The sequence below is a fragment of the Pantoea sp. A4 genome (assembly GCF_000295955.2).
GTDB lineage: Bacteria > Pseudomonadota > Gammaproteobacteria > Enterobacterales > Enterobacteriaceae > Pantoea > Pantoea multigeneris.
In genome coordinates this window covers 59,071-84,900 of record NZ_ALXE01000045.1, presented here as the reverse complement: position 1 = coordinate 84,900, position 25,830 = coordinate 59,071, and the positions used below count along the sequence as shown (strand labels likewise).

The window sequence follows — 25,830 nt, the reverse complement described above, 5'->3', positions numbered from 1 at the left end:
AGACAGCAGGAGTCAGTGATGGCAAATTTGCCAGATAAAGAAAAGCTGGTGCGTAACTTCAATCGTTGCGCTAACTGGGAAGAGAAGTACCTTTATATCATCGAGCTGGGGGCGAAATTGCCTGCTGCGGCAGACGATTTGCATCAGCCGGAGAACGTTATCTCTGGCTGCCAGAGTCAGGTGTGGATCAAAATGACCCCGCAAGCGGATGGCACTATTGCCCTTGCCGGTGATAGCGATGCCGCTATTGTAAAGGGCTTGATTGCGGTGGTCTTTAGCCTGTATCAGAATCTGACCGCGCGCGATATCGTCGCGCTGGACGTGCGTCACTGGTTCGGAGAGCTGGCATTGACTCAGCATCTTACCCCCTCGCGATCGCAAGGCCTGGAGGCGATGATACGTGCCATTCGCCAACATGCACAAACGCTAAGCTAAGCTACACTCAAAAGACGCCATCCGGCGTCTTTTTTTATCCCATCAGGATAATCCCATGAGAACAGTTTGCTTACTTTTTGGTGCACTGCTCGCCGCCGCGTCTCTGTCTGCACCGGTTAATGCCACAGAATACCGTCTCCCAGCCCCAGATAGCCGTTTAATCGGTGAGAACACCGTAATCACTGTCCCTAACGATAAAAAGCCGCTGGAGGCGATTGCTGCACGCTATCAGATTGGCTTACTGGGCATGCTGGAAGCGAATCCAGGCACCGACCCGTGGTTGCCGCGCGCGGGCAGTCAACTGACTGTGCCGTTGCAGATGCTCCTCCCGGATACGCCGCGCCAGGGTATTGTGATCAATCTTGCTGAGTTGCGACTCTATTACTATCCCCCGGATGAAAATCGGGTGATTGTGTATCCGATCGGTATCGGCCAGCTTGGGGCCGCGACCCCGGTAATGGTCACGCAAATCCGACAAAAAATTCCGAACCCGAGCTGGACCCCCACGGCCAATATCCGCAAGCGCTACGCGAAACAGGGGATTACGCTGCCGGGCACCGTGCCAGCCGGGCCAGAAAACCCCATGGGCTTGTTTGCACTCCGGCTGGCGCACGGCAGCGGGCAGTATCTGATCCATGGCACCAATGCGGACTTTGGTATCGGGATGCGTGTCAGCTCCGGCTGTATTCGCTTGCGGCCACAAGATATTGAAGCCTTATTCCATGCCGTTCCAGCCGGGACGCGGGTGCAAATCATCAATCAGCCCATCAAATATGCGGTAGAGCCTGATGGTAAGCGCTACATGGAGGTCCATCAGCCACTGTCACGTAATGAAAGTGATGATCCACAAACGGTGCCAATCGCGCTCAGTGCCGATTTAAGGGACTTTATTCACAGCAGTGGGACTGACAAGGCGCAGGCGGATGCAGCGATTACACGGCGTTCTGGGATGCCTGTGCTGGTGAGTGCAGGGGAGTAGAACAGGGATTACGAAGAGGCACCAAAACCAGGGCAAAAAAAATGGCACCACGAAGGTGCCATTTTTATTACCAGTACTCTTACTTACGGTAAGAGTGAGCCTGGTTGTCCAGACGCTGGTTAGCGCGAGCTGCGTCATCTTTAGCAGCCTGAACGTCAGAACGGATTGCGTTCACGTCGTTGCTCAGCTGGTCAACTTTAGCGTTCAGAGTCTGAACGTCTGAAGACAGCTGGTCGATTTTAGCGTTGCTTGAGCAGCCAGCCAGCAGAGTTGAACCCAGGATTACCGCGCCCAGTACCAGTTTAGTACGATTCATTCTTTATACCCTCTAGATTGAGTTAATCTCCATGTAGCGTTACAAGTATTACACAAAGCTTTTTGAGTTGAGAATAAATTTTTGCTAATAACCTGCTTAAACTTGATCGTTCGCTCAAAGAAGCAGCGTCGAACAGAAGATGATAAAAAAATTTAGCGAAAACAGAGAGTTTTAATCGGATTAACCTTAATTTTTCGACGAATTGAATAGTTATTTTCGATTGGAAATTTTGCCAGTTTGTATTAGCTGAGGAATAAAAAAACGCCCAGAGAGGGCGTTTTTTAAAATAGGATGAAAAATATCTTACAGACGATGTACAGAAGCGGTGTTAGTAGTACCGCTCGGAACTAATGCGCCCGAAACCATCACCACGATATCACCCTGCTGAGCGTAGCCACTTTCCAGTGCCGCTTCTTTACCAAGACGGTAGAAGTCATCGGTTGATTCAATTTTAGAGACCAGACGAGTTTCCACACCTTTGGTCAGAATCAGCTGACGCGCGGTGGTTGGATTGGTGGTCAATGCCAGGATAACGGCATCCGGGAAATACTTACGGATCGATTTCGCTGACTTACCGGCTTCGGTAGCAACAACAATCAGAGGTGCTTCCAGTTTTTCTGCCGTTTCTACCGCACCACGACATACCGCTTCAGTGATACGCAGTTTGTGGGTGTCATGTGGTGTGTCGATACGAGACTGCATCACGCGGTCTGTACGCTCACAGATGGTCGCCATGATGGTCACTGCTTCCAGTGGGTATTTACCTTTGGCACTCTCACCAGACAGCATCACGGCATCCGTACCATCGAGGATGGCGTTAGCTACGTCGCCTGCTTCTGCACGGGTAGGGCGCGGGTTTTTGATCATCGAGTCCAGCATCTGCGTTGCAGTGATAACCACTTTACGCGCCTTGTTGCACTTCTGGATCATCATCTTCTGCGCAAAGATAACTTCTTCAACCGGGATTTCAACGCCCAAGTCGCCACGTGCGACCATGATGCCGTCTGATGCTTCGAGGATTTCGTCGAAGTTGTTCAGGCCTTCCTGGTTTTCAATTTTAGAGATGATCTGAATCTTCTCTCCACCGTGCTGCTTCAGGTGTTCACGGATCTCTTCTACATCTGAACGCTTACGAATAAAGGAGGCTGCAACAAAATCTACACCCTGTTCGCAACCGAAAATCAGGTCACGCTTGTCTTTTTCCGCCAGCGCAGGCAGCTGAATCGAAACGCCTGGCAGGTTAACGCCTTTGTTCTCGCCCAGGTCACCGTTGTTCAGGACTTTACACACCACGGTATCGCTGTTGACTTCAGTCACTTCCATGCCAATCAGGCCGTCATCAACCAGCACGGTGTTGCCTACTTTCAGGTCCTGGGTCAGGCCTGCGTAAGTCACGGCTACGCGCTCGTTGTTGCCGATAACTGACTGGTCTGTGGTGAAGGTAAAGGTCTGACCGGCTTTCAGCGCAACGTCATTACCGCCTTCCAGCTTAATGGTGCGAATTTCTGGGCCTTTGGTGTCGAGTAATACCGCTGCAGTCTGGCCGGTTTTTGCGAGTACCGCTCGCAGGTTAGCGATGCGCTGACCGTGTTCGGCGTAGTCACCGTGGGAGAAGTTTAAACGCATGACGTTCATGCCTGCGTCCAATAGTTGGGACAGCACTGCTTCAGATTCAGTTTTCGGGCCGATAGTACAAACGATCTTAGTCTTTTTCATGACGAGTTATCTGTAGGTTGTGATGAATGATAAAGGTCGGGACGTGCTGCTGGTGCAACACGTGAGAATGCGATTGTTGTTTTTGTACAGAATAAAGAATAGAAGATGAGGTCAGCGCGTGCAGAGGAAGTTGTGCGCGAATAGGAAAACGCGATGGCGTTGTTGCGCAATAAAAAGACGTTAATTTGGCTGTCACGTTAGCGCTGAAACCTTTCAAGTGGGTCAACGGCGCTAGTATAGACGCTAAGTATGCGAAAACCAATTGGAAAACGGAAAAAGTCTTAAAATGCTTAGGGTTGGGATTTTATTGCGCAACAAGGGGAGTAATCAGGAGATGGTGCGCTCTAGTGGACTCGAACCACCGACCCCCACCATGTCAAGGTGGTGCTCTAACCAACTGAGCTAAGAGCGCATTTCAGAATTTGGTGCGTCCGAGTGGACTCGAACCACCGACCCCCACCATGTCAAGGTGGTGCTCTAACCAACTGAGCTACGGACGCACTTTGGTGCGCTCTAGTGGACTCGAACCACCGACCCCCACCATGTCAAGGTGGTGCTCTAACCAACTGAGCTAAGAGCGCAACGTGCTGTCTGGGTGACAGCGGGGACGAATATTATCGACAGTATGTCTGACTGGCAAGGAGAAAAATGCAATTTTCGTGACGACTGACTGACATCTGTGCGATGCGCCGTTTTTTTATCCGAAACGGGGCATTTCTGCCCCGGATCAAGGACTAACGTGCAGCGCGAGTCAGGATCATCTCGGCAGGCAAACGCTGTAAACGACGGATGCGCCAAATCATCATTACGGCGGCCGACGTCAGCCCGGCAATGAAGCCGCACCAGAAGCCCGCAGGTCCCATGCGTGGCACAATCACATCTGTCAGCGCCAGCAGGTAGCCTGTGGGCAGGCCCAGTACCCAGTAGGCAATAAAGGTAATAAAGAAGATGGATCGCGTATCTTTATACCCGCGCAGGATGCCGCTGCCGATCACCTGAATGGAATCCGAGAACTGGTAAATCGCGGCCAGCAACATCAACTGTGCTGCCAGCGTCACCACCAGCGGGTCCTGGCTATACAACAGGGCGATGTGGTGACGGAAAACCACCGTAAACAGCGCGGTGATTGCCGCCATACAGATGCCAACGCCTTGCGCGGTCCATGCGGCGACGCGCGCCTGCTCGGCAGAACCCTGACCAAGACGGAAGCCCACCCGGATAGTGGTTGCCACACCCAGCGACAGCGGCAAGACAAACATCAGTGAACTAAAGTTGAGTGCGATCTGGTGCCCAGCCACGCTGACAATCCCTAAAGGCGACACCAGTAAAGCCACAACCGCGAACAGCGTCACCTCGAAGAACAGCGCCAGCCCAATAGGCAGGCCTAAGGTAACAAAGCGCCACAGCACCGGCCACACGGGCGCAGACCAGCGTTCGGTCAGGCGAATATCCCGCATATGGGGGATGCGACGCACCCAGAAGCGCATCGCCACAAACATCACCCAGTACACCGTGGCGGTCGCTACACCACAGCCGGGGCCGCCCAACGCGGGCATGCCGAAATGGCCATAAATAAAGATCCAGTTGAGCGGGATATTCAGCATCAACCCGAGGAAGCCCATGATCATGCCTGGCTTGGTTTTCGACAGGCCTTCACACTGGTTACGCATCACCTGGAACAGGAGATAGCCGGGCGCACCGAACAGCAGAGCGTGCAAATAGGCTTCGGCTTTTTGCGCCAGCTGCTCGTCGATATTGTGCATGGAGCGCAGCAGAAAACCGGCATTCCACAGCACAATCATAATGATGATGGCGAGAAACAGCGCCAGCCAGTGCGCCTGACGGACCTGATGAGCAATACGCTCGCGGCGACCGGAGCCGTTAAGTTGCGCAACGGTGGGGGTGAGGGCGAGTAAAATGCCGTGGCCCAGTAAAATCGTCGGCAGCCAGAGGGAGGTGCCAACGGCCACCGCTGCCATATCGGTGGCACTGACGTCGCCAGCCATAATCGTATCGACAAAGCCCATCGCAGTCTGAGCAACCTGCGCCAAAATGACCGGAATAGCTAAAGCGAGCAACTGTCGTGCTTCTGTTAAATACTTCTGCACTTAAACACCTGTTGTTATGAGGAATATTGAAAAAAAGGGAAACCACAAGGAAAACGCGGCTTAGTGTAACTGGCAGCGGGAAGTTCGCCAATCTTTGCCGGCGTTTCGCTGTGGATGGCCTCTAATGCTAAGGTCGTGCTGCGCTAAGCTGTGATAAACTAACGCAAACTTCGCAGAGGCTATAGCTATGTTTACCGGTATTGTGCAGGGCACCGCAAAGATCGTATCAATCGAAGAAAAAGAGCTGTTTCGTACCCACGTGGCTGAATTGCCGGAGGAATTATTGCCAGGCCTGGCGCTAGGGGCTTCCGTTGCTCATAACGGTTGCTGCCTGACCGTCACCGCCATTGAAGGCAACCGGGTTAGCTTTGATTTAATCAAAGAGACGCTGCGCGTGACCAATCTCGGCGATATTCAAACCGGTGATGTGGTGAACATCGAACGTGCAGCCAAATTCAGTGATGAAATTGGCGGCCACTTGATGTCTGGGCACATTATGACCACGGCTGAAGTGTGCAAAATTATCCAGTCAGAAAATAACCGTGAAGTGTGGTTCAAGCCACTGGATGCTTCACAGATGAAATACATTTTGCATAAAGGCTTTGTGGGCATTGATGGTATCAGCCTGACCGTGGGCGATGTGACCAAAACCAAATTCTGTGTGCACCTGATCCCGGAAACCCTGGAGCGCACCACGCTGGGCAGCAAAAAGCTGGGCCATCGCGTGAATATCGAGATCGATCCCCATACGCAAGCTATTGTTGAAACCGTAGAACGCGTATTAGCACAGCGGGAAGCGGCGGCGCTGGCAGCAGCACAAGCGGCTCAGGACGAGCAAGAAGAAGAGTAATACTCTGAACTGCGGTGGCCAGGTGCCACCGCAGTGACTGCTATCGCGCGACGCGCAATCCACCTTCTACGCCACGGCTGAATACCACTTGCCACAGCTGAATATCCCTGGCACGGAAAGCACCGGCACAGGCATTCAGGTAGTAGGAGAACATGCGTTTAAAACGATCGCCATATTTCTCTTCCAGCTGTTCCCAACTTGCAATAAAGCGATCATACCAGGCCATCAGCGTAATATCATAATCGGCACCGAAGTTGTGCCAGTCTTCCATGATAAAGTGGGGTTCGCTGGCTTCCGCAATATGGCGTACGGATGGCAGGCATCCATTAGGGAAGATATATTTGTCGATCCACGGATCTACATTCATATCTGTCCTGACTGAGCCGATAGTATGCAGCAGGAAAATACCGTCGGGTTTCAAATTTTTATCAGCAACATCAAAGTAGGTGGCGTAGTTTTTAGGCCCTACGTGTTCAAACATACCGACGGAAACAATGCGATCAAATTGCTGATTCAGGTCGCGATAATCCTGCAACAAAATAGTGACGTCCAGACCTTCGCAACGTTGTTGCGCCAGCTTCTGCTGTTCCGCCGAAATGGTGACACCGTAAACGCTCACGCCGTAATGACGGGCAGCAAATTCTGCTAATCCACCCCAGCCACAGCCGATATCCAGCAGGCTCATGCCTGGCTGCAACTCCAGCTTACGGCAGATCATATCTAGCTTGGCGTGTTGCGCGTCTTCCAGCGTTTCTGCGCTATCCCAGTAACCGCAGGAATATTGCATAAAGTTATCGAGCATCAGTGTAAAGAGGTCATTACCTAAATCGTAATGCTCTTTTCCAACAATCCAGGCACGTTTTTTGGATTGCAGGTTAGTTAAGCGCGCAGCAGCGATGCGCAGGGTATCTTTAAAATGGCGCGGCAGTTGCTGATCCAGTTTATGTTTTAACACATGGTGAAAAAACATATCGAGGCGTTCGCACTCCCACCATCCGTCCATATAGCTTTCGCCAAGGCCTAGCGACCCTTCCTGTAATACCCGCTTGAAGAAATCAGGGTGTTTCACCTGAATATCCCAGGGACGCGTACCATTAATTTCAATATCTGCCTTGCTCAGTAATTCATGGGCAATACGAAACCAGTGGTTCTCTTCGAGGCTCACTTCTTCTATACACGATGAACTCATAGCATCTCCATCACACCTGTCCGGTCTTACCTGAGAAAAAGAATAGTCAATTTCTCGAAGCTTGTGAGAAAACTCACGGATTATTCCGTTCGCTTGAAATCCGGCGTTTTACAGAGGATTGATTCTGTGAAATGTCGTCTGAAACTCAGGGTACTGAAAAAAAAGCACAAGCCATCACGGCGACAGTGTCGCGCGCAAATGTGTCACTCATGTTATTTTTTTGTTAAGAACTTAATGACCCAAGCGAGTATATGCTCACCTGGGTCAATATTCAACGGATTAATGTTAGCGTGCTAATCAATCCGTATCAGCGGTTATCTTCGCAGGCAGGAGAGGAAGAAACAATGTCAGAACGTGCGTTTAGCGGGCGCTGCCAGAGGTAACCGAATGCGGCGATAACCACCGTGGCCGCCATCACCCAGGTGGTGGTACTCAGCGCCTGCACCAGCCCTGCGGAGACAATCAAGCTGGCGATAAAACAGAGCCCAAGTTGCAGCGCGTTCTGTAGAGCCGCCGCTTTGCCACTGGCTTGTGGGAAAGGCATGAGTGCGCGCGTCACCACCAGCGGATAAATGGCACCGTTTGCCATCGCCATACCGCAGAAAGGCAGCAACAGGGCGGTCAGGCTATCACCCATCCATTTTCCTGCTGCCAGCAGCAGCAGAATACTGATCCCGTAGAGGACCAGCAGGCGCGGCAGCAACAGATGATCCGGGAAGCGGTTCAGGAGGGCGCGACAGCCAAAACCACCAATCAAAAAGGCAACCGTCTGCGGTAAATAGCTCAAACCAATGGCGGCGGGACTTAAACCGAGATCGGCGAGAATAAACGGGGAGCCCGTCAGCCACGCAAAGAAACTTGCTGAACAGGCAGAATAGATAACGACATTTCCGCTGTAGGTGCGGTTAACCAGCAGCGCAAAAAATCCGGGCTGCTTTTCCGTTGCGTTGCGTGGTACCGGCTTAGTAGTAATGCGCAGGGTCGCCAACATGAGCACCAGGGCGATAACCGCCAGCACAGCGAAGATAGCCCGCCAGTTAAAGTGATCGAGCAACCACGCGCCCAGCAGCGGGGCCAGCGCAGGAGAGAGTGCCACCAGCGGCATAATCGTGGCGAACACCTTACCCGTTTGTGACTGGTCATAACGGTCCACCACCAGTGCCTGCCAGCTGATCGCTGCCGCACAAACGCCTACCGCCTGAACAAAACGCAGCACCAGCAGCATCTCGCCGCTCTGTACCCACAGCATACCGGCACAGCCCAGCGCAAACAGACCCAGTCCCGCTAACAGTACCGGACGACGGCCGAGGCGATCGGACAGCGGTCCCCATACCAACTGGGCGCAGGCGAATCCAGCCAGGAACAGGCTTAAGCTCGCGCTAATAAGACCCGGCGTGGTACTCAGGCTGGTTTGCATGGCAGAAAACGCGGGGAGGTACATATCCGTTGCCAGAAAGCCCAGCATACTGAGCACGGCGAGATAGAGCATAAATCCTTTTGACGACAACATAACAGGCTCATGGTTAATTCACACAGGCGGCAAGTGTAAAAGAGTGCAGCCGCGAGTGTGAAACGTTAATATTTGCAGGTTGCTGTGAAAATAATTGAAGGCAAGATTATGTGGTCAGAATATGCACTTGAAGTGGTGGATGCGGTCGCGCGCAATGGCAGTTTTAGTGCGGCGGCACAGGAATTACATCGTGTCCCCTCTGCTGTCAGCTATACGATCCGGCAGTTGGAAACCTGGCTGGCCGTACCGCTGTTCGAACGTCAGCACCGGGATGTTGTATTAACGCCAGCGGGTGCGCATTTTGTCACAGAAGGTCGCGAAGTCATCAAAAAAATGCAAGCCACTCGCCGCCAGTGTCAGCAGCTAGCCAATGGCTGGAGAGGGCGCTTTACGGTGGCCGTGGACAGCATCGTCAAACCCCAGCGCGTCAGACAAATGGTGCTGGATTTCTATCGTGCTTTTCCGGATATGGAACTTGCCGTGCAATATGAGGTGTTTAACGGTGTCTGGGATGCACTGGCTGATGGACGTGCTGATGCGGCCATCGGAGCCACTCAGGCGGTTCCTGTCGGAGGGCGGTTTGCCTGGCGCGATATGGGCGCACTCAACTGGCGCTGTGTGGTCGCAGCTGACCACCCGTTAACACAAGTTGCCGAGCCGGATGAAGACGCACTACGTGCGTGGCCGTCACTGGTGATTGAGGATACCTCACGTGCGCTGCCACGCCGTATGACCTGGACCCTGGATAACCAACGTCGGCTGGTGGCACCGGACTGGCAAACAGGCCTGGCCTGTACGCAAGCGGGATTGTGTGTGGCGATGACGCCGGGCCATCTGGCGCAGCCGCTGTTGCAGCAGGGGCAGTTACAGGAGCTGAAATTGCCGCAGGCGTTTCCGGACAGCCCCTGTTTTGTCACCTGGGCCGAGCAAAGTGCGTCACCGGCGTTGGCATGGTTGCTGGCGTATTTGGGTGACAGCCACACCCTGAATCAGGAGTGGCTGAGTGAAGCCTGTGCGGATTAACGGCGATAATCGCGGAACGGCCCATCGGCGACGGAGCGGCGTTCAATTAACGTCGGGTTCACTTCAATGGTCTGCGAGTCTTCACGTTTACTGGTGATGCGATCCAACAGCATATCCAGCGCTTTTTCACCCAACTCAGATTTTGGCTGATGTACGGTAGTGAGCGCTGGCGTGTAATAACGCGCGTTGCGCAAATTATCATAACCAATCACGGAGATATCCTGCGGCACGCGCAGCCCCAGCTCATCGGCGGCGCAAATTGCGCCCATTGCCATGGCATCGCCGCCGCAGAACACCGCCGTAGGACGCTGTTTTTGCGCCAGAATCTGCTGCATGGCGAGATAGCCCGATTCGGTTTCGAAATCCCCTTGCACAATCCACTCATCACGGATCGCCACGCCCGCTTCCTGGAGTGCCTTAACAAACCCGGCATGGCGACCACCCCCGGTGTTACGCGCCATCTGTCCAGGGATTGCGCCAATATCACGGTGGCCGCGCTCAATCAGATAGCGACCGACCATGTAACCGCCCTGGAAGGCGTTATCTAATACGGTATCGGTGAAATCGCCCTGACATTCGCCCCAGTCCATCACTACCATCGGGATATTACGGTTCTCTTCCAGCATCGTCAGGAGATCGTCCGGGTATTCCGAACACATCACCAGCAGGCCATCTACGCGCTTTTGCGCCATCATCGACAGATAGGCGCGCTGCTTGTTCAGGTCATTGTGTGCATTACCCAAAATAAGGGTATAACCCTTGTCAAAGCAGTGTTTTTCGACGGCATCAATAATTTCCGCGAAGTAAGGTGCTTCGCTGGAGGTCGCCAACAGACCCAACGTCTTGGTGTGATTCACTTTCAGGCTACGTGCGACCGCACTTGGGGAGTAATGCAGCGCTTTAATGGCTTCCCATACTGCATTGCGGGTCTCTTCAGCCACAAAGCGTGTTTTATTGATGACGTGCGAAACGGTGGTGGTTGAGACGCCCGCGCGTTTTGCCACATCCTTAATTGTTGCCATGTAAACCGGACTCCAATGCTTATCCTAATGTATTGATAAACATAATGTTAAACGTTTGCGTGCGCAGGGTGAAATTTGCGGATATCCAACTGCCTTTTGACCACTATTTTGCCGCCAGAGCGTGACCTGGCGTGGGTAGGGTGGGCGGTGAAAAAACGCTGTTGCGCAACGAAGAGGGGGATTCTAGCAAGACACAGCAAAGATGACGAGATTTTTACAAGCCGCCACACGAAGCGCTAAATCAGCCGAACGGAGTGACAGCAGGGCAACAAGGGGAATCAGTGATTGATACTTTGTCTGAATGCGCAATTATTACAGGCAAAAAAAAGCCTGAAGGTCAGCTTCAGGCTTTTTTTCTCACAACACTCAGCGAATGGTGGTTGGGGTCATCATGCGGCGAGCTCCGACATAATGGCTCTGCCAGTAATCATTACTGAGTGCGCTGATCTGAATATCTTTGCCGGTACGGGGTGACTGAATAAATTTACCGTTACCCAAGTACACGCCAACGTGATCGGCAGCACCGCGATGCGCAATGCGGAAGAAGACCAAATCCCCTTTCTGTAGCATGTCACGCTTAATAGGCGCTGCGTCGCGCAAATGGTACATCTCATTCGCGGTACGCGGGAATTTGTAATTCACCAGATCTTTATAGGCATACCAGACCAGGCCGCTGCAATCAAAACCGGTATACGGCGAAGTGCCGCCCCACTGGTAAGGTTTGCCCAACTGGCCCATCAGCTTGTTCATGGCCGTTTCACGGGCTTTCTGATAGCGCTGGCGGTGAGCATTGCTCATTTTAATCGTGGCCAGTTCAGTCGCTTTACCACGAGCACCACGCTTATGGCCGTAATATTTAACCCGTGCAGACTTAAGCTCGGCTTTCTTTTTTAATGGGGTGTGTTTTGTCAGGTGCGCGGCTTTTTTAACCGGTTCGTGATGCACTTTCTCAGGCGCGGCTTTTTTACTGCGCTTAAGTTTCAGCTTTTCCATGGTTGTGGTGCGGGTTTTCTTACCCGAACTTTTCACCGGGCGTCGCTTGCGGCGTTCATCTTCACGCGCACTTTTCTTCTCTGCATTATGCAAGCTGGCGTTAACCGGCTTATGCGGAGAAGCACATGCAACGTTCAAAAAAACTTGAGTAAAAGCCAGTATGAAAAGCGTAATCAGTAAACGCATAGTCCGGTTACAGGTTAAGCTGCCACGCGATATTGGCCGCGACAAAGTTAGACAAATCTGATCCTTGATCAGCACCGAAGTAATTCTAATCCAGTTTTTTTCGAAAAGGTAAGGTCTTTTTTTATTTAATTCTTACAGAGTGTGATTGTCGGAAAAACACGCAATCTCAGTAGGTTATAGCACCACAATTATGACAAAGAATGAATGAATTCCCCTAAAAAGGGTGTGGCGGATATCGACTCATGAAAAATTTGAATTAACACAGATGGCGATTTGCTTTAGGGAACGCAAAATCCGGTTTTCAGTCGCGCCTGGAAATCGCTACAATAAAGAAACACGAAGTAGGGAATTGAGAGAGACATTTTATGAGCACAATTGAAAAAATTCAGCAGCAGATCAGCGAAAACCCAATCCTGCTGTACATGAAAGGTTCGCCAAAACTGCCAAGCTGTGGTTTCTCCGCCCAGGCGGTTCAGGCGTTGTCTGCCTGTGGTGAGCGCTTCGCGTATGTTGATATTCTGCAGAACCCGGATATCCGTGCTGAGCTGCCACGTTATGCTAACTGGCCGACCTTCCCACAGCTGTGGGTAGACGGTGAGCTGGTTGGCGGCTGCGATATCATCGTAGAGATGTTTCAACGGGGCGAATTGCAGTCACTGATAAAAGAAACCGCAGAAAAGTTTAAAGAAGCTGAGTAATGCATCCAGGCTGACAATGCCGTAATGCTTGCCAGTTAAGATCATATTCAAGCAGGCTGCCATTTTCAGGAATGGCAGCCTTTTTTATGCGCCTGAATTTTGTGACGCTGTTATGATTACGCTTCTTCTGCGCTCTCAGCGTCTTCTTCAGCCGCTAAAGGCAGCGGCCAGCCGCCAAGGCGCTTCCAGCGATTGACCAGTTCACAGAACAGCAGGGCGGTTTGCTCGGTATCATAAAGCGCGGAGTGCGCCTGGGTACTGTCGAAATCAATCCCGGCGGTTTTACAGGCTTTCGCCAGCACGGTTTGCCCCAGCACCAGACCACTGAGTGCGGCGGTATCAAAAGTCGCAAACGGGTGGAAGGGATTGCGTTTCAGGCTGGCACGCTCAGCGGCGGCCGACATAAAACTCAAATCAAAATTCGCGTTGTGGGCAACCATAATGGCGCGATTACAGCCGTGATCTTTGATGCCTTTACGCACCATCTTAAAGATGGCATGCAGAGCATCATGTTCACTCACCGCACCGCGCAGCGGGTTATGCGGGTCGATACCGGTAAAGGCCAGCGCTTCCGGATTTAAAATCGCCCCTTCAAAGGGCTCGACGTGGAAATGCAGTGTTTGATCGCAATGTAACCAGCCATCTTCATCCATCTTTAACGTCGTGGCTGCTACTTCTAATAAAGCATCAGTCTGCGCATTGAACCCAGCAGTTTCGACATCAATAACCACAGGATAGAAGCCGCGAAAACGTTGATTTAAAGCATTTTGGGAAGTTGAAGCAGACATCGGGATCTCATTGCAGATTTAGGCAGCGGGCATTATGGCAAAAAACGGCTGACGGTGCAGCAGGTTAAGCGAGCAGTCTGCCGGAACGGCAGACTGAAGGGGGAGATTAGTGTCCCAGGCCGTGACCGGCGTGCTTGTTTTCGATCAGCTCAATTTTGTAGCCGTCTGGATCTTCAACAAAAGCAATCATCGTGGTGCCGCCTTTAACCGGGCCAGCTTCACGGGTCACTTTGCCGCCCTGTGAACGGATGCGCTCGCAGGTGGCTGCAACATCGTCAACACCCAGTGCGATGTGACCATAAGCGTTACCGAGATCGTAGCTCTCTACGCCCCAGTTATAGGTCAGTTCGATCACAGCACCTTCGCTCTCCTCGGTGTAACCGACGAATGCCAGGGTGTATTTGTATTCGGTGTTCTCGCTCTGACGCAGCAGGCGCATGCCTAACACTTCGGTGTAGAACTTAATCGCACGTTCCAGGTTGCCCACGCGTACCATGGTATGAAGTAAACGCATAATATCCTCTTAATAAATGACGTAAAGCCCGTATAACCATGATGGCAACGGGCGAAAAAGGCAAGCCGCAACCTGAGGTTACGGCTTACTGATTACAGCGTTGGGTAGTCGGTATAGCCTTCGGCACCGCCGCCGTAGAAGGTTTCCGGGCGCTGTGGATTTAATGGGGCATCCTGTTGCAGACGCGCCACCAGATCCGGGTTGGCGATGTAGTCACGGCCAAACGCTACCGCATCAATCAGACCACGCTGGATTAAATCTTCCGCTTTTTCCACGCTGTAGGCACCGGCACCGATGATGACGCCAGGATAGATGCTGCGCACTTTCTCGCGGAAAGCATCAGTATATGGCTCACCACCGGCCCAGTCTGGCTCGGAGAAGTGAATATAGGCAACGTTGCGTTTCGCGAGTTCAGCCACATACCACAGCGCCGCTTCCTCTTCATCTGGACCATTGGCCAGGTTCTGGAAACTGCCGATCGGTGAAATACGGATGCCGATGCGATCTGCCGACCAGTTAGCAATCGCTGCATCTACCACTTCCAGCGCAAAGCGACCGCGTTTTTCAATGCTGCCACCGTATTCATCGCTACGTTGGTTAGAGCCAGGTGCGAGGAACTGGTGAATCAAATAGCCGTGTGCGGAGTGCAGTTCCAGCAGGTCGAAGTCAGCTTCGCGCGCATTGGCCGCGGCCTGACCAAAATCAGCCACGATGTGCTGGATCTCTTCCACGCTCAGGGCACGTGGCGTCGAGGTGTCTTCACGGTAAACCGTGCCATCTTCCGCACGTAATGAGGTGCGTGTTCCGGCTGCCAGGGCAGAAGGTGCGACCGGGGCCAGACCTTCAGGCTGAATGCTGGAGTGAGAGATGCGCCCGGTGTGCCAGAGCTGAACGGCACTGTGGCCACCCGCCTGGTGAATTTCCTGGTTAATCGCTTTCCAGGCCGCGATCTGCGGCTGGCTGTGCAGCCCGGGCGCACCGGCATAGCCTTTAGCCTGGAAAGAAATCTGGGTTGCTTCGGTGATGATCAGGCCAGCCGTTGCACGCTGGCGATAGTATTCGCCCATCAGAGGGGTAGGAATATCGCCCGGCTCAATGCTGCGTAAACGCGTCAGAGGGGCCATGAAAATGCGGTTGGGTACGGTAATGGCGCCTACTTTCAGCGGCTGAAACAAAATCTCTTTAGCCATGATGATCTCCTCAAGTAGACCAGTCGTCTACAAATGGTGTTTTTAAAAAAATCAGGGTTGATCAAGCCATTGCCCGAATGTCTTTAAGGCCAGACTGAGCGGCTGTGGATCGCGTGAAATCTTACTTTGCAAGCTGGCACCAGACCAAAACACATACAGCATCTGTGCCATCTCTTCAGCCGACAGGTGCCAATTGGCTCCCTGCAACTGTGCCTGCTTTAAGGTGCGGGCATAGACCCGCATCACACCTTCAGCACCACGTTGAAGCGCATCGCGCATGGGCTCTGACAGGTCGCAAACTTCCGCCGACAGTTTTACACCCAGACAGCCAACAATATGGCCTTGCTGGCGAAACAGGGTTTCTGCGGTGGCGAAATGGTTCAGTATCCGCTGTGCGGCGGGAACCTCGTCACCGCTGAGCTGCTGCTCAATTTGCGCAATATACTGCACGAAATACCGTTCCAGCAAAGCGACGCCAAACGCCTCTTTGGAGCGGAAATAGTAATAGAACGATCCCTTCGGTACCTGAGCGATGCTGAGTAACTCATTCAGCCCCATGCCGGTAAAACCGCGCTGTAGACAGAGTGCTTCCCCCGTCGCGAGCAGGTGTTCACAGGTTTCATTACGTTGTTGTGCAGTATTCATGGCAGAGAGACTAATAGACTGACTGGTCGGTTTCAACCTGCTTTCTGGAGAGTGGCACAAACTGCTCATGAGCGAGCGGACCTGCTGCGCATTTTTGCGGTTTCAACTTGCACAATAAATGCGCAATCGCTTCAATGGTATTAGCGTGTGTGAGTGGGAGGCAATGTGACAGAACAACTGGAGTTTTTCCCGATAGACAGCCCGTGTCGGGGCATTTGCCAGAGTGATAGCCGTGGCTATTGCCTTGGATGCTTGCGGAGTCGTGAAGAGCGTTTTAACTGGCGCAACCTGAATGATGTCCAGAAACAGGATGTCCTGCGCCTGTGCCGACAGCGCCGTCTCCGGGCGGCTAAAAAACAGAAGTCGGATGCTGCGAATGACCCGCCGCAGCCCACTTTGTTCTGACTCAAAGCACAGGAAAAGGCTCGGAAGCGCCGAGTTGTGCTTTTCGACAGGCGAAACTGGAAAGTAAGCAGTAGGCTTTGAGAGCAAACTCTGGCAAAAACTTTAAAAGGAATAAAGTATGAAAAGAACAGCTATTGCGCTCTGTGCACTGCTTACCGCCACTTCGGTCCTCGCGGCCAGCGAAACCGTCACGTTGCATGAAGCCACCACGGAAGGGGCCGGTAAAGCAGTCGGTACGGTCACCATTAGCGAAACGCCTTACGGGCTGCAATTTACGCCGCATCTGAACGGACTGACTCCCGGCATTCATGGTTTTCATGTCCATGCTAAAGGGAGCTGTGAGCCTGCAACCGTCGATGGCAAAGTGGTGCCAGCCGGTGCGGCGGGCGGGCACTTTGATCCCAAAAATACCGGTAAACACCTTGGACCCTGGAATGCTGAAGGTCACCTTGGCGACCTGCCTGCTATTTATGTTGCAGATACTGGCGAAGCCAGTTATCCCGTGGTCGCTCCGCGTCTAAAATCCCTGACGGAAATCAAAGGCAAAGCGCTGATGGTCCACGTCGGTGGCGATAACCACTCTGACCATCCACTGCCGTTAGGCGGTGGCGGGGCGCGTTTTGCCTGCGGCGTGATCTGAGGCATATTAACTGGGCGGGGTTGTTCTCCGCCCAACAAGGTCTGTTTAACTTCGGTTATTCGCTATTCGACGGTTTTGCACTTATGCTTCTGATTCATGGGTGAATAAGTAGGGAAGCAGAAGGATGAAAACCGCAAGTCTGGTGGTTATGTGCCTGTTGCTGTCGGCTTGTAATAAGACAAATGAGACGCAGCTGATGACGGAAACCGGACGTCAGTTGCAGCGTGCCATTGATACCAGCCCGGCCAGAGCGCAGTGTGAAGCCATCGCCAAAGGCCGCGAGTGGATCAGTCTCAATGTCCGTCGGCATCTGGAAAAACAGGGATGCGCAGAGGTTTTCCGCAGCTCAACAGAAACCAACTTTACCCAGGCCAATATCTTCCACACCAGCATGACCATGGTGTGTGGCAGTATTAGCGGTGGGTCATTCACCGGCGAGACACTTTCGCGTCGCTTTATTTACTCACCTGAAGAGAACGCGCTGGTGATTGAACCGACAAGCAGCGCCGATAAAACCCGCTTTGAAAAACTGAAAACCGTGGCGCAGTTGCAGGCAGATTTCGAGCGTCAGTATCAGCAATATTGTCACTGATTTTGTGGTACGGCTTGTTTGAGCTGGCCTAGCGAACAGCGCAGTCGCCACAGCATTCCCGCCAGTTCACTCGCTTCACTCTCCGGCAGCGGCAGCAGTGCGTCGATCATGCTCTGCAGCCGATTCAGGATCTCATCCAGCGCACTGTGTCTTACACCACGTGAACTCATAATCTGTTGTAGATCGTGCAAGCTGCCGTCACGTATGCCACGCAGCGAGTCGGAAGTGCAGTGCCACTGACGCAAATGCCACACGATGTGCGAACAGTTTAGTAGCACCACTCCCCAGCGAAGTAGCCAGATGCGCGCCTGCTCGTCACGGCTGTTGCTGAGCTGGCTGATGTGGTGGTAAATCTGCGATTCAAAATGACTTTCACTTTGCTGTGGATGGCGACGTAGCTGATCCAGAAAGGCGCGGCGCAGGGCCTGAATATGTCGCCGACTGCGGCGCGCGTCTGAACTGGGGCGCAACACCTGAAATGCCAGCCAGGCCAGTATCACCCCACAAACTTTGGCAATATTGCCGTTGAGGAAATCCTGCAAGTCCCACTCAGGCGGATTGGTCACTGCGATAAACGATCCCATAAAAACGATAAATTGCCCCCACATCGCTGCCCGCTGTTTCTGCTGCAACTTAAATAACTGCAGTGTCAGCAGTAAGGGGAACAGCAGGGCGACAAACGGCCATAAGGTGCTGATTTGCACCATCACGCCGAATTTCATGACAAAGCTGAACAGGCTCAGCCAGAGCAGCGTTTTCAACAAGAGTGTCACGCTGCCGCTGGGTGAAGGCGAAGAGGAGTAAAGCACGCAGGCGATGGCGGTTAGCGTCAGCGCAGACGCGCCAGATGACCATTGCGTGTTAAGCCAAAAGGCACAACCCAGTACAATCACGCTAAAGGTGCGCAATGCGCTCCATAACGCCTCAGCGCTGTCGGTTTCACGAGCCAGCGCCGGCACTTTCGGCGGCTGTAACTGGCTATCGGCGTCAGCGCGTTCTAACAGACGAATCCACCGGCTGACGTTCAGGTACATCCAGCAGTAGTAGCGCAAGCGTTGAACGAAAGCGCGCTGACGGTAGTCACCGCTCGCGGCGGGTGTGAGACGGCGTAGAATCAGCGCCAGGCGGTATTTATCCGCTTCCGGGCGTTTCAGCTCCTCCAGCAGCGCGTCAATCCCGGTAAACAGGGATTCCGGGGCATCGTGCCAGTTGAGCAGCATACGGCGCAGGCTCGACAACACGCTGGTCAAACGCAATTGCTGGTGCAGGACATAATTGAGGACATCGTTTTGACGGCGAAAACGATAATGGCTCCAGAAGGCCTGGATGCGCAGCAGATTCATGGTGAGAATCTGACTGATCACCGTCTCATGCGCTGTGCGGATAGTCTCGGTCTCGGCGCGGGACAACAGCAGTTCAGCATGTTGCAACAGACGCTGGTGCATCTGATGCAGCGAATTCATCAATGCATCGCCATCGGAGGTGCTGGGCAGCAGTAACATCATCACGCCACCGCATAAAATCCCGGAAATGACCTCACACACGCGGGCCTGGGCAATCGTCCACAGGTCGCTGATATCGGTCAGATTAACACTGCTAAACACAATGATGGCAGCGGTGTAGCCCGCCAGTGAAAAGGCATACGCCACATTATTTTGATAGTGGCTGGCAGTCCAGGTACAGCAGGCGAGCCACGCGGCGATGGCAAACGTAAACAGCCAGGGCTCATTCAGCGTGTGTCCGGCAATTAACAAGGCCGCGCCGGCCCCGAGCAGGCTTCCCACGATGCGCCCAAGGCTTTTACTGATGACGCCGCCCACCGTGGGGAAACTCACCACTGCGGCTGACGTCATTGCCCAGTAGGGCTGATCGAGGTCTAACCCATAAGCAATGCACAGCGCCAGACACATGGCAATGGCGTTGCGCAACGCATAACGCCATTGTGGCCGTGTCGCTTTGATCCACGGAAGATTGTTCCATGCCAGCCACTGAAGATTCATCGGCAACTCAGGGCTGAATGCTGATGGTACAGGTGGTGCCTGCTACCAGCGGCACTCCCGCAGGCAGATGGTCGAGGCGGATACGCACCGGAATACGCTGCGCCAGTCGGACCCAGGGCACGTTGGGTTTGATATCAGGCACCAGTTTGCTGTCCGTGGCGATGCTTTGATCGTAGATACCACGACCTATACTCTCCACCGTGCCTTCCAGCTGTTGTCCGTTGCTGTACAACACGATGCTGGCTTTGGCTCCGGGCTGAATGTGACGCAGCTTGGTCTCTTCAAAATACCCCATCACATACCACGAATGGCTATCCACCAGGGCGAACAGCGGTGTGCCCTGTTGCGCATAATTGCCCACGCGCAAGGTCAGGTTAGTCACCCAGCCATCACTGGGGGCGGTGAGTGTGGTTTGCTGTAAATTCCAGTTCGCCTGTGCCAGCGTCGCCTGGGCTGCCTTCACGGTGGCGGTCATGGCTGCGGCGTTTAAACGCACGCTGTCCAGATCTTCCGACGAAATAATATTTTTCGGCAACACGCTGCGCCTTTTTGCTTCATTCAGCGCTTTGGCCTGATCCGCCTCAGCTTTACTGAGCTGGGCCTCGGCGTTATCCACGGCGATCTGCCAGGGAACCGGGTCTAGCTTAAGCAGCAGGTCGCCTTTATGCACAAACTGATTATCACTCACCACTATTTGTGTGATGCGACCGGATACCTGCGGCGTAATATCCACTAACTCTGCGCGCACTTTCCCATCGCGCGTCCAGGGGGACTGCATGTAGTAGTTCCACATCCACCAGCCAGCGAGGAGGGCACAGGCAAACACAATCAAGGTCGAAAAATATTTAAGCGCACTGAATTTCATCATCTTACCCATGAATCAACAGCCAGAGCGAGGCTGCAACGCAAAGCACAAACAGAGACAGTTCCAGTAAGGTCGGGTGCCAGATATCACCGGAATAGAGCCGATCGCGAATAAAGGGATGGATAAGTAACCAGATGAAGAAACCCAGTAACACGGCTTTAAACATTGGAGGAAAGAACAGTGATGCGCCAAACACCAGGTCTGTCAGGGGATGGGTATGATTGAAAAAAGTGAATACCACGGGCCTTTATCCTGCTCCAGTGCGGGACTTCCGGACATTTGCGGGTATAATCCGCGCCTTCCGGCTCCCTGAAAGTGTAATTTTCCTGAAAATGCGTAGAGATAGTGTAGAATCTGGCTAAATAGCTAGCAAGCTAATTATAAGGAGATGAAATGGATACGACCCTTGGCACAGACATATCGCGTCTGGTGCGCATCTGGCGTGCGTTAATCGATCAACGTCTCAGACCGTTGCAACTTACGCAGACCCATTGGGTGACACTGCACAACATACACCAGTTACCCCCTGAACAATCACAGATACAGCTCGCAAAAGCGATCGGCATCGAGCAGCCTTCACTGGTGCGTACGCTGGATCAGTTAGAAGATAAAGGGCTGATCACCCGCACCACTTGCTCTAACGACAGGCGAGCGAAACGGGTGAAGTTAACCCATTCGGCTGAGCCGATTATTGAACAGGTTGAAAACGTGATTGATGCCACGCGCGATGACATCCTCGAAGGGATCAGTCGTGAAGAGATCAATCAGATGGTAACGTTAATGGCACGCCTTGAGCGTAACATTGTCAAACTGCATCAGCAGGACAACGACCTGTAAACATAAAAAACGCCTGCACAGCGGCAGGCGTTTATATCGCAAGCAAGATGAGCTTAGCGTGGAGAGACGGTAACCTGACTGCCGTTGGAGGCGATAGCTACGCGCTGACCCACGGAGTAACGGGTCGCGGCCTGCTTCTGCACCACCATAATGGTGTTGCCGTCATCTTTGCGAATCTCCAGCTCGACGCCACTGCTTTTATTCATCGCGCCTTCAACACCCTGGCCCGCTACGCCACCCAGCACAGCACCGCCAGCGGTAGCCAGACTACGGCCCGCACCACCACCGATGGTGTTACCGAGGAAACCGCCTAACACGGCCCCACCAATTGCGCCGACCACGTTGCTATCGTCGCCGCCCTGGATCTTAACCGCACGAACAGACACTAAGGTGCCGTATGTCACGCTTTGCACCTGCTTCGCTTCACTGGCGCTGTAAGTGTCACCAGAAAGTGAATCATTATTAACACAGCCAGCCAGCGTCAACCCCGTCAGTGCAACGGCCACAAAACGCTTAATCATCAGAAACTCCTTTATTCACGGTAACGCCAAATTGAATGCTAACTCTCTGCAAGAGTATAAAACATAAATCTGGTTATTGATGCTTAGTGGGTGGAAAGCCCATTAAGCGAAAGATAGACCTGTTGGGGTCAACAATAATTCAATCAACTGAGAAAAAAAGCGAGAGGAGGATGGGAAAAACCGCGCAAAAAGGTAATTAGTCATAGAATTAGCCCGGTGAATTTGCCAGGCTACAGCAGTCTATGGCGCTTCCTGCTGGGAAATAAGGATCGTAATGAAAACAGGCCGATATATTGGTGTGATGTCTGGCACCAGCCTTGATGGCGTTGATGTGGTATTGGCAGCCATCGACCAACACGTGGTTGCGCAACAAGCCAGCTACTGCCATCCCATTCCGCTGGCGCTACGCCAGGAAATACTGAATATCAATCAGGGGCAGAGCCTGACATTGTCACAGCTGGGCCAGCTAGATACGCGCTTAGGCCAGCTGTTTGCCACGGCGGTACTCACATTGCTCCAGCGTGAGGGGCTGGATGCCTCAGACATCACGGCGATCGGCTGCCACGGTCAGACCGTTTGGCATGAGCCGGGCGGAGCCGCACCGAATACCTTACAGATTGGCGATAACAACCAGATTGTTGCGGCGACGGGCATTACCGTCGTGGGGGATTTCCGCCGCCGCGACATGGCTTTAGGCGGGCAAGGTGCGCCTTTAGTGCCGGCTTTTCATCAGGCCTTGCTGATGCACCCGACGGAACGGCGTATGGTGTTAAATATCGGTGGCATTGCTAACCTTTCGCTGCTGTTACCCGGCCAGCCGGTACGCGGGTTTGATACCGGACCGGGCAATATGCTGATTGATAGCTGGATCTGGCGTAACAAGGGCAAACCGTTTGATCAAGAGGGACAATGGGCGCAGTCGGGGCGCGTGATTGCACCGCTGCTGAACCTGATGATGCAAGATCCCTGGTTTGCGCTAGCGCCGCCAAAAAGTACCGGTCGCGAGTACTTCAACGCGGCCTGGGTTGATGGGCAGCTACGCCACTTCCCCGGCATCGCAGCGGAAGATGTGCAGGCGACCTTAACCGAGTTGACGGCCTGCACGATCACCGAACAGATTCTGTTACATGATGGCTGCGATCGCCTGCTGGTCTGCGGGGGAGGCAGCCGAAATCCGCTGTTAATGGCGCGGCTGGCAGCCCATTTGCCGGGGACTGAAGTCACCAACACCGACAGTGCCGGGATCAGTGGCGATGATATGGAAGCGTTGGCCTTCGCCTGGTTAGCCAGCCAGACGATGTCCGGTCTGCCGGGTAACTTACCCACAGTGACCGGCGCGCGCGAGGCCAGCATTCTGGGCGCTATTTATCCGGCTAACCCTGCGGTATAACGTGGAGAGCGTGCAATGCAACCTCGATTTTTAGCGGGACTGGCTTTACTCCTCGCAGGCTGTAGCCTGACAGGGCAACCCACTTCGTCTGCCCAGGTGCTGCACTATCAGTGCGGCACGATGCCGCTGACGGTCACCCTGGATAACCCGCAACAGGTGCGGTTTATTCTGGATGGTAAAGCATTAACGCTACAGCAAACGGTGTCGGCTTCCGGCGCTCGCTATAGCGACGGCCAGTATGTGTTCTGGTCCAAAGGCAACAGCGCGTTTATTGAGCGCAACGACAAAATCATCGTGAATGACTGCCAGCAAACTGACAGCGGACAGCAACAGGGATAAGCAACAATGAGTGACAGTGATAACCTGCAACAGATTGCCCATCTGCGGCGCGAATATACCCGTGGCGGATTGCGTCGCAAAGACCTGCCTGAAAATCCACTGGATCTGTTTGAAAAGTGGCTGAAGCAGGCGTGTGAAGCGCAATTACCCGATCCTACCGCAATGACGGTCGCCACGGTGGATGCGCAGGGCCAACCTTATCAGCGCATCGTTCTGCTCAAACATTTTGATGCACAGGGCATGGTGTTTTACACCAACCTCGGCAGCCGCAAGGCGCAGCAGCTGGAACAGAACCCACGCATTTCGTTGCATTTCCCGTGGCATTTCCTTGAGCGTCAGGTCATGGTGCTGGGCGAAGTGGAAAAACTCAGCCCACTGGAAGTGTTGAAATACTTCCACAGCCGTCCTCACGATAGCCAAATCGGTGCCTGGGTTTCAAAACAGTCGAGCAAAATCTCTGCCCGTGGCGTACTGGAAGCGAAGTTTCTCGAGTTGAAGCAAAAATTCCAGCAGGGCGAAGTTCCTTTGCCGAGTTTTTGGGGCGGATATCGGGTGAAATTTACCACCCTGGAATTCTGGCAGGGGGGCGAACATCGGCTGCACGACCGTTTCCTTTATCAACGCGAAGGGGATAGCTGGAAAATCGACCGCCTCGCGCCCTGAATCACGCTTTAGCCCCTTTCAGCGCTGGCGCAGAACGCGCCAGCGCTTTATGCTATATGCCAATTTTTTTCCTTCCGCAACTCAGCGGAAAGCTGTGTACCAGCATAGGTGCAGTCTGATCAATTTGGAGTCAGTGATGACCAGCAGTAACCTGATACAACAATTGCAAGAACGGGGCCTTATCGCCCAGGTGACGGACGAGGAAGCGTTAGCAGAGCGGCTGGCGCAAGGGCCAATCGCCCTCTATTGCGGCTTTGACCCCACTGCGGATAGCTTGCATTTGGGCCATCTGGTGCCGCTGCTCTGCCTGAAACGTTTTCAGGATGCCGGACACAAGCCGGTCGCGCTGGTCGGTGGTGCTACCGGCCTGATTGGCGATCCTAGCTTTAAAGCAGCAGAGCGTAAGCTTAACACCGCGGACACCGTGGGTGAGTGGGTAGAGAAAATTCGTAAGCAGGTTGCCCCGTTCCTGAATTTTGACTGCGGTGACAACAGTGCGATTGCAGCCAATAACTATGACTGGTTTGGTGGCATGAATGTGCTGACCTTCCTGCGTGATATTGGTAAGCACTTCTCCGTCAACCAGATGATAAACCGTGAAGCGGTGAAACAGCGTCTGAACCGTGACGACCAGGGGATCTCTTACACTGAATTCTCTTACAACCTGTTGCAGGGCTATGACTTTGCAGAGCTGAATGCTCGCCATGGTGTTGCACTCCAGATTGGCGGTTCCGATCAGTGGGGGAACATCACTTCAGGTATTGATCTGACGCGTCGTCTGCATCAAAACCAGGTGTTTGGTCTGACAGTGCCACTGATCACCAAATCTGACGGCACCAAATTCGGTAAAACCGAAGGTGGCGCAGTCTGGCTGGATGCGAAGAAAACCAGTCCATACAAGTTCTACCAGTTCTGGATCAACACCGCCGATGCCGATGTGTATCGTTTCCTGAAATTCTTCACCTTCCTCAGCCTGGACGAGATCAATGCGCTGGAAGAAGAAGATAAAAACAGCGGCAAAGCACCTCGTGCTCAGTATGTACTGGCCGAAACGGTCACGCGTCTGGTACACGGTGAAGCCGGTCTGGCAGCCGCACAGCGTATTACCCAGAGTCTGTTCTCTGGTGCGCTAACAGACATGACCGAAGACGATTTCGAGCAGCTGGCGCAAGACGGCATGCCAACCATCACGCTGAATGCAGAAGACGATCTGCAACAGGCGCTGGTAAAAGCGGAACTGGTGCCTTCACGCGGTCAGGCGCGTACCATGATTGCTTCCAATGCTGTCACCATTAACGGTGAAAAGCAGTCCGAAGCTGAATATCGCTTTGCCGACAACGATAAGCTGTTTGGCCGCTTCACGCTGCTGCGTCGCGGTAAAAAACACTACTGCCTGGTAAACTGGCAGTAAGCAAT

28 protein-coding genes and 3 tRNA genes are annotated in these 25,830 nt (G+C 53.2%); 13 read left to right on the top strand and 18 right to left on the bottom strand.

Translation table 11 applies throughout. From position 1 onward, the window contains the following. Window positions 1–18: 18 nt before the first annotated feature. Together sufE and B880_RS0118670 are read left to right on the top strand one after the other, a co-directional pair. Window positions 19–435 carry a cysteine desulfuration protein SufE gene (sufE, locus tag B880_RS0118675; RefSeq protein ID WP_017348978.1) on the top strand — a complete coding sequence of 139 codons (417 nt, stop codon included), beginning with the start codon at window positions 19–21 and terminating at the stop codon, window positions 433–435. A gap of 55 nt (window positions 436–490) precedes the next feature. After that, on the top strand, window positions 491–1,414 hold the full coding sequence (locus B880_RS0118670; protein ID WP_017348977.1) for a L,D-transpeptidase family protein: 924 nt from the start codon (window positions 491–493) through the stop codon (window positions 1,412–1,414). Window positions 1,415–1,493: 79 nt separating this feature from the next. On the opposite strand, the gene B880_RS0118665 is transcribed toward B880_RS0118670, so the two are convergent. From B880_RS0118665 to B880_RS0118640, 6 genes are all read right to left on the bottom strand, one after another. Further along, window positions 1,494–1,730 (bottom strand): major outer membrane lipoprotein, encoded by a 237-nt coding sequence (locus tag B880_RS0118665; protein ID WP_007374746.1) that lies wholly within the window; start codon window positions 1,728–1,730, stop codon window positions 1,494–1,496. Between the two features lie 303 nt (window positions 1,731–2,033). Then, on the bottom strand, window positions 2,034–3,446 hold the full coding sequence (gene pykF, locus B880_RS0118660) for a pyruvate kinase PykF (protein ID WP_026042768.1): 1,413 nt from the start codon (window positions 3,444–3,446) through the stop codon (window positions 2,034–2,036). Between the two features lie 335 nt (window positions 3,447–3,781). Further along, a tRNA-Val gene (locus B880_RS0118655) sits at window positions 3,782–3,858 on the bottom strand. 11 nt (window positions 3,859–3,869) lie between these two features. Beyond that, window positions 3,870–3,946: transfer RNA gene (locus B880_RS0118650), tRNA-Val, on the bottom strand. A 4-nt stretch (window positions 3,947–3,950) separates the two neighbouring features. Continuing rightward, a tRNA-Val gene (locus B880_RS0118645) sits at window positions 3,951–4,027 on the bottom strand. Between the two features lie 153 nt (window positions 4,028–4,180). Then, the gene (locus tag B880_RS0118640) at window positions 4,181–5,554 is read right to left on the bottom strand and encodes an MATE family efflux transporter (protein WP_017348975.1); all 1,374 of its coding nucleotides are present in this window, start codon (window positions 5,552–5,554) and stop codon (window positions 4,181–4,183) included. Between the two features lie 187 nt (window positions 5,555–5,741). Here B880_RS0118640 and B880_RS0118635 point away from each other — a divergent pair, with 187 nt between their 5' ends. Continuing rightward, window positions 5,742–6,404 (top strand): riboflavin synthase, encoded by a 663-nt coding sequence (locus B880_RS0118635; RefSeq protein WP_017348974.1) that lies wholly within the window; start codon window positions 5,742–5,744, stop codon window positions 6,402–6,404. Window positions 6,405–6,444: 40 nt separating this feature from the next. On the opposite strand, the gene cfa is transcribed toward B880_RS0118635, so the two are convergent. Next, window positions 6,445–7,593 carry a cyclopropane fatty acyl phospholipid synthase gene (gene cfa / locus B880_RS0118630; RefSeq protein WP_017348973.1) on the bottom strand — a complete coding sequence of 383 codons (1,149 nt, stop codon included), beginning with the start codon at window positions 7,591–7,593 and terminating at the stop codon, window positions 6,445–6,447. 307 nt (window positions 7,594–7,900) lie between these two features. Continuing rightward, window positions 7,901–9,103: a purine nucleoside transporter PunC gene (gene punC / locus B880_RS0118625; protein WP_026042767.1), complete on the bottom strand. Its 1,203-nt coding sequence runs from the start codon at window positions 9,101–9,103 to the stop codon at window positions 7,901–7,903. 108 nt (window positions 9,104–9,211) lie between these two features. Between punC and punR the strand changes: the two genes are divergently transcribed. Continuing rightward, window positions 9,212–10,126 (top strand): DNA-binding transcriptional activator PunR, encoded by a 915-nt coding sequence (gene punR / locus B880_RS0118620; protein WP_017348971.1) that lies wholly within the window; start codon window positions 9,212–9,214, stop codon window positions 10,124–10,126. On the opposite strand, the gene purR is transcribed toward punR, so the two are convergent. Together purR and B880_RS0118610 are read right to left on the bottom strand one after the other, a co-directional pair. Beyond that, entirely contained in the window at window positions 10,123–11,148 is a 1,026-nt protein-coding gene (purR, locus tag B880_RS0118615; protein ID WP_017348970.1) for an HTH-type transcriptional repressor PurR, read from the bottom strand. The genes punR and purR overlap by 4 nt on opposite strands. Window positions 11,149–11,514: 366 nt before the next feature. Continuing rightward, on the bottom strand, window positions 11,515–12,327 hold the full coding sequence (locus B880_RS0118610; RefSeq protein ID WP_017348969.1) for a C40 family peptidase: 813 nt from the start codon (window positions 12,325–12,327) through the stop codon (window positions 11,515–11,517). A gap of 365 nt (window positions 12,328–12,692) precedes the next feature. Here B880_RS0118610 and B880_RS0118605 point away from each other — a divergent pair, with 365 nt between their 5' ends. After that, window positions 12,693–13,025, top strand: coding sequence for a Grx4 family monothiol glutaredoxin (locus B880_RS0118605; RefSeq protein ID WP_017348968.1), 333 nt, complete (start codon window positions 12,693–12,695; stop codon window positions 13,023–13,025). A 116-nt stretch (window positions 13,026–13,141) separates the two neighbouring features. On the opposite strand, the gene rnt is transcribed toward B880_RS0118605, so the two are convergent. From rnt to B880_RS0118585, 4 genes are all read right to left on the bottom strand, one after another. Then, window positions 13,142–13,813 carry a ribonuclease T gene (gene rnt, locus B880_RS0118600; RefSeq protein ID WP_017348967.1) on the bottom strand — a complete coding sequence of 224 codons (672 nt, stop codon included), beginning with the start codon at window positions 13,811–13,813 and terminating at the stop codon, window positions 13,142–13,144. Between the two features lie 106 nt (window positions 13,814–13,919). Further along, a complete protein-coding gene (gene gloA, locus B880_RS0118595) occupies window positions 13,920–14,327 on the bottom strand; it encodes a lactoylglutathione lyase (RefSeq protein WP_017348966.1) in 408 nt (135 codons plus the stop codon). Between the two features lie 92 nt (window positions 14,328–14,419). After that, a complete protein-coding gene (locus tag B880_RS0118590; RefSeq protein ID WP_017348965.1) occupies window positions 14,420–15,517 on the bottom strand; it encodes an alkene reductase in 1,098 nt (365 codons plus the stop codon). A 51-nt stretch (window positions 15,518–15,568) separates the two neighbouring features. Continuing rightward, window positions 15,569–16,162: a TetR/AcrR family transcriptional regulator gene (locus tag B880_RS0118585; protein ID WP_017348964.1), complete on the bottom strand. Its 594-nt coding sequence runs from the start codon at window positions 16,160–16,162 to the stop codon at window positions 15,569–15,571. A gap of 165 nt (window positions 16,163–16,327) precedes the next feature. Between B880_RS0118585 and B880_RS26190 the strand changes: the two genes are divergently transcribed. The 3 genes from B880_RS26190 to B880_RS0118575 all read left to right on the top strand — a co-directional run bounded on the left by B880_RS26190 (window position 16,328) and on the right by B880_RS0118575 (window position 17,799). Continuing rightward, entirely contained in the window at window positions 16,328–16,567 is a 240-nt protein-coding gene (locus B880_RS26190; protein ID WP_071524418.1) for a DUF1289 domain-containing protein, read from the top strand. A gap of 118 nt (window positions 16,568–16,685) precedes the next feature. Continuing rightward, a complete protein-coding gene (sodC, locus tag B880_RS0118580) occupies window positions 16,686–17,207 on the top strand; it encodes a superoxide dismutase family protein (protein WP_017348963.1) in 522 nt (173 codons plus the stop codon). A gap of 124 nt (window positions 17,208–17,331) precedes the next feature. Then, window positions 17,332–17,799 (top strand): hypothetical protein, encoded by a 468-nt coding sequence (locus tag B880_RS0118575; RefSeq protein WP_017348962.1) that lies wholly within the window; start codon window positions 17,332–17,334, stop codon window positions 17,797–17,799. On the opposite strand, the gene B880_RS0118570 is transcribed toward B880_RS0118575, so the two are convergent. From B880_RS0118570 to B880_RS0118560, 3 genes are read right to left on the bottom strand one after another with little or no spacing between them, the layout of a single operon-like run. Next, window positions 17,793–19,799, bottom strand: coding sequence for an FUSC family protein (locus B880_RS0118570; protein WP_017348961.1), 2,007 nt, complete (start codon window positions 19,797–19,799; stop codon window positions 17,793–17,795). The genes B880_RS0118575 and B880_RS0118570 overlap by 7 nt on opposite strands. Window positions 19,800–19,806: 7 nt before the next feature. Next, window positions 19,807–20,664: an efflux RND transporter periplasmic adaptor subunit gene (locus tag B880_RS0118565; protein ID WP_026042766.1), complete on the bottom strand. Its 858-nt coding sequence runs from the start codon at window positions 20,662–20,664 to the stop codon at window positions 19,807–19,809. Between the two features lie 4 nt (window positions 20,665–20,668). Then, entirely contained in the window at window positions 20,669–20,905 is a 237-nt protein-coding gene (locus tag B880_RS0118560) for a DUF1656 domain-containing protein (RefSeq protein ID WP_017348959.1), read from the bottom strand. Between the two features lie 152 nt (window positions 20,906–21,057). Here B880_RS0118560 and slyA point away from each other — a divergent pair, with 152 nt between their 5' ends. Further along, complete coding sequence (gene slyA / locus B880_RS0118555; protein WP_017348958.1) at window positions 21,058–21,501, top strand: transcriptional regulator SlyA; 444 nt, start codon at window positions 21,058–21,060, stop codon at window positions 21,499–21,501. 53 nt (window positions 21,502–21,554) lie between these two features. On the opposite strand, the gene slyB is transcribed toward slyA, so the two are convergent. Then, complete coding sequence (gene slyB, locus B880_RS0118550; RefSeq protein ID WP_017348957.1) at window positions 21,555–22,022, bottom strand: outer membrane lipoprotein SlyB; 468 nt, start codon at window positions 22,020–22,022, stop codon at window positions 21,555–21,557. A gap of 274 nt (window positions 22,023–22,296) precedes the next feature. Here slyB and anmK point away from each other — a divergent pair, with 274 nt between their 5' ends. The 4 genes from anmK to tyrS all read left to right on the top strand — a co-directional run bounded on the left by anmK (window position 22,297) and on the right by tyrS (window position 25,825). Beyond that, a complete protein-coding gene (gene anmK / locus B880_RS0118545) occupies window positions 22,297–23,412 on the top strand; it encodes an anhydro-N-acetylmuramic acid kinase (RefSeq protein ID WP_017348956.1) in 1,116 nt (371 codons plus the stop codon). Window positions 23,413–23,427: 15 nt separating this feature from the next. Then, window positions 23,428–23,751, top strand: a complete 324-nt coding sequence (locus tag B880_RS0118540) for an MliC family protein (protein ID WP_017348955.1) — start codon at window positions 23,428–23,430, stop codon at window positions 23,749–23,751. A 6-nt stretch (window positions 23,752–23,757) separates the two neighbouring features. Next, window positions 23,758–24,414: a pyridoxamine 5'-phosphate oxidase gene (gene pdxH / locus B880_RS0118535; protein WP_017348954.1), complete on the top strand. Its 657-nt coding sequence runs from the start codon at window positions 23,758–23,760 to the stop codon at window positions 24,412–24,414. Between the two features lie 136 nt (window positions 24,415–24,550). Beyond that, entirely contained in the window at window positions 24,551–25,825 is a 1,275-nt protein-coding gene (tyrS, locus tag B880_RS0118530) for a tyrosine--tRNA ligase (RefSeq protein WP_017348953.1), read from the top strand. Window positions 25,826–25,830 lie beyond the last annotated feature (5 nt).

Coding starts and splice junctions, on each gene's coding strand:
- sufE (WP_017348978.1), top strand. CDS start 19: ATGGCAAATTTGCCAGATAAAGAAAAGCTGGTGCGTAACTTCAATCGT.
- B880_RS0118670 (WP_017348977.1), top strand. CDS start 491: ATGAGAACAGTTTGCTTACTTTTTGGTGCACTGCTCGCCGCCGCGTCT.
- B880_RS0118665 (WP_007374746.1), bottom strand. CDS start 1,730: ATGAATCGTACTAAACTGGTACTGGGCGCGGTAATCCTGGGTTCAACT.
- pykF (WP_026042768.1), bottom strand. CDS start 3,446: ATGAAAAAGACTAAGATCGTTTGTACTATCGGCCCGAAAACTGAATCT.
- B880_RS0118635 (WP_017348974.1), top strand. CDS start 5,742: ATGTTTACCGGTATTGTGCAGGGCACCGCAAAGATCGTATCAATCGAA.
- cfa (WP_017348973.1), bottom strand. CDS start 7,593: ATGAGTTCATCGTGTATAGAAGAAGTGAGCCTCGAAGAGAACCACTGG.
- punC (WP_026042767.1), bottom strand. CDS start 9,103: ATGTTGTCGTCAAAAGGATTTATGCTCTATCTCGCCGTGCTCAGTATG.
- punR (WP_017348971.1), top strand. CDS start 9,212: ATGTGGTCAGAATATGCACTTGAAGTGGTGGATGCGGTCGCGCGCAAT.
- purR (WP_017348970.1), bottom strand. CDS start 11,148: ATGGCAACAATTAAGGATGTGGCAAAACGCGCGGGCGTCTCAACCACC.
- B880_RS0118610 (WP_017348969.1), bottom strand. CDS start 12,327: ATGCGTTTACTGATTACGCTTTTCATACTGGCTTTTACTCAAGTTTTT.
- B880_RS0118605 (WP_017348968.1), top strand. CDS start 12,693: ATGAGCACAATTGAAAAAATTCAGCAGCAGATCAGCGAAAACCCAATC.
- rnt (WP_017348967.1), bottom strand. CDS start 13,813: ATGTCTGCTTCAACTTCCCAAAATGCTTTAAATCAACGTTTTCGCGGC.
- gloA (WP_017348966.1), bottom strand. CDS start 14,327: ATGCGTTTACTTCATACCATGGTACGCGTGGGCAACCTGGAACGTGCG.
- B880_RS0118590 (WP_017348965.1), bottom strand. CDS start 15,517: ATGGCTAAAGAGATTTTGTTTCAGCCGCTGAAAGTAGGCGCCATTACC.
- B880_RS0118585 (WP_017348964.1), bottom strand. CDS start 16,162: ATGAATACTGCACAACAACGTAATGAAACCTGTGAACACCTGCTCGCG.
- sodC (WP_017348963.1), top strand. CDS start 16,686: ATGAAAAGAACAGCTATTGCGCTCTGTGCACTGCTTACCGCCACTTCG.
- B880_RS0118575 (WP_017348962.1), top strand. CDS start 17,332: ATGAAAACCGCAAGTCTGGTGGTTATGTGCCTGTTGCTGTCGGCTTGT.
- B880_RS0118570 (WP_017348961.1), bottom strand. CDS start 19,799: ATGAATCTTCAGTGGCTGGCATGGAACAATCTTCCGTGGATCAAAGCG.
- B880_RS0118565 (WP_026042766.1), bottom strand. CDS start 20,664: ATGAAATTCAGTGCGCTTAAATATTTTTCGACCTTGATTGTGTTTGCC.
- slyA (WP_017348958.1), top strand. CDS start 21,058: ATGGATACGACCCTTGGCACAGACATATCGCGTCTGGTGCGCATCTGG.
- slyB (WP_017348957.1), bottom strand. CDS start 22,022: ATGATTAAGCGTTTTGTGGCCGTTGCACTGACGGGGTTGACGCTGGCT.
- anmK (WP_017348956.1), top strand. CDS start 22,297: ATGAAAACAGGCCGATATATTGGTGTGATGTCTGGCACCAGCCTTGAT.
- B880_RS0118540 (WP_017348955.1), top strand. CDS start 23,428: ATGCAACCTCGATTTTTAGCGGGACTGGCTTTACTCCTCGCAGGCTGT.
- pdxH (WP_017348954.1), top strand. CDS start 23,758: ATGAGTGACAGTGATAACCTGCAACAGATTGCCCATCTGCGGCGCGAA.
- tyrS (WP_017348953.1), top strand. CDS start 24,551: ATGACCAGCAGTAACCTGATACAACAATTGCAAGAACGGGGCCTTATC.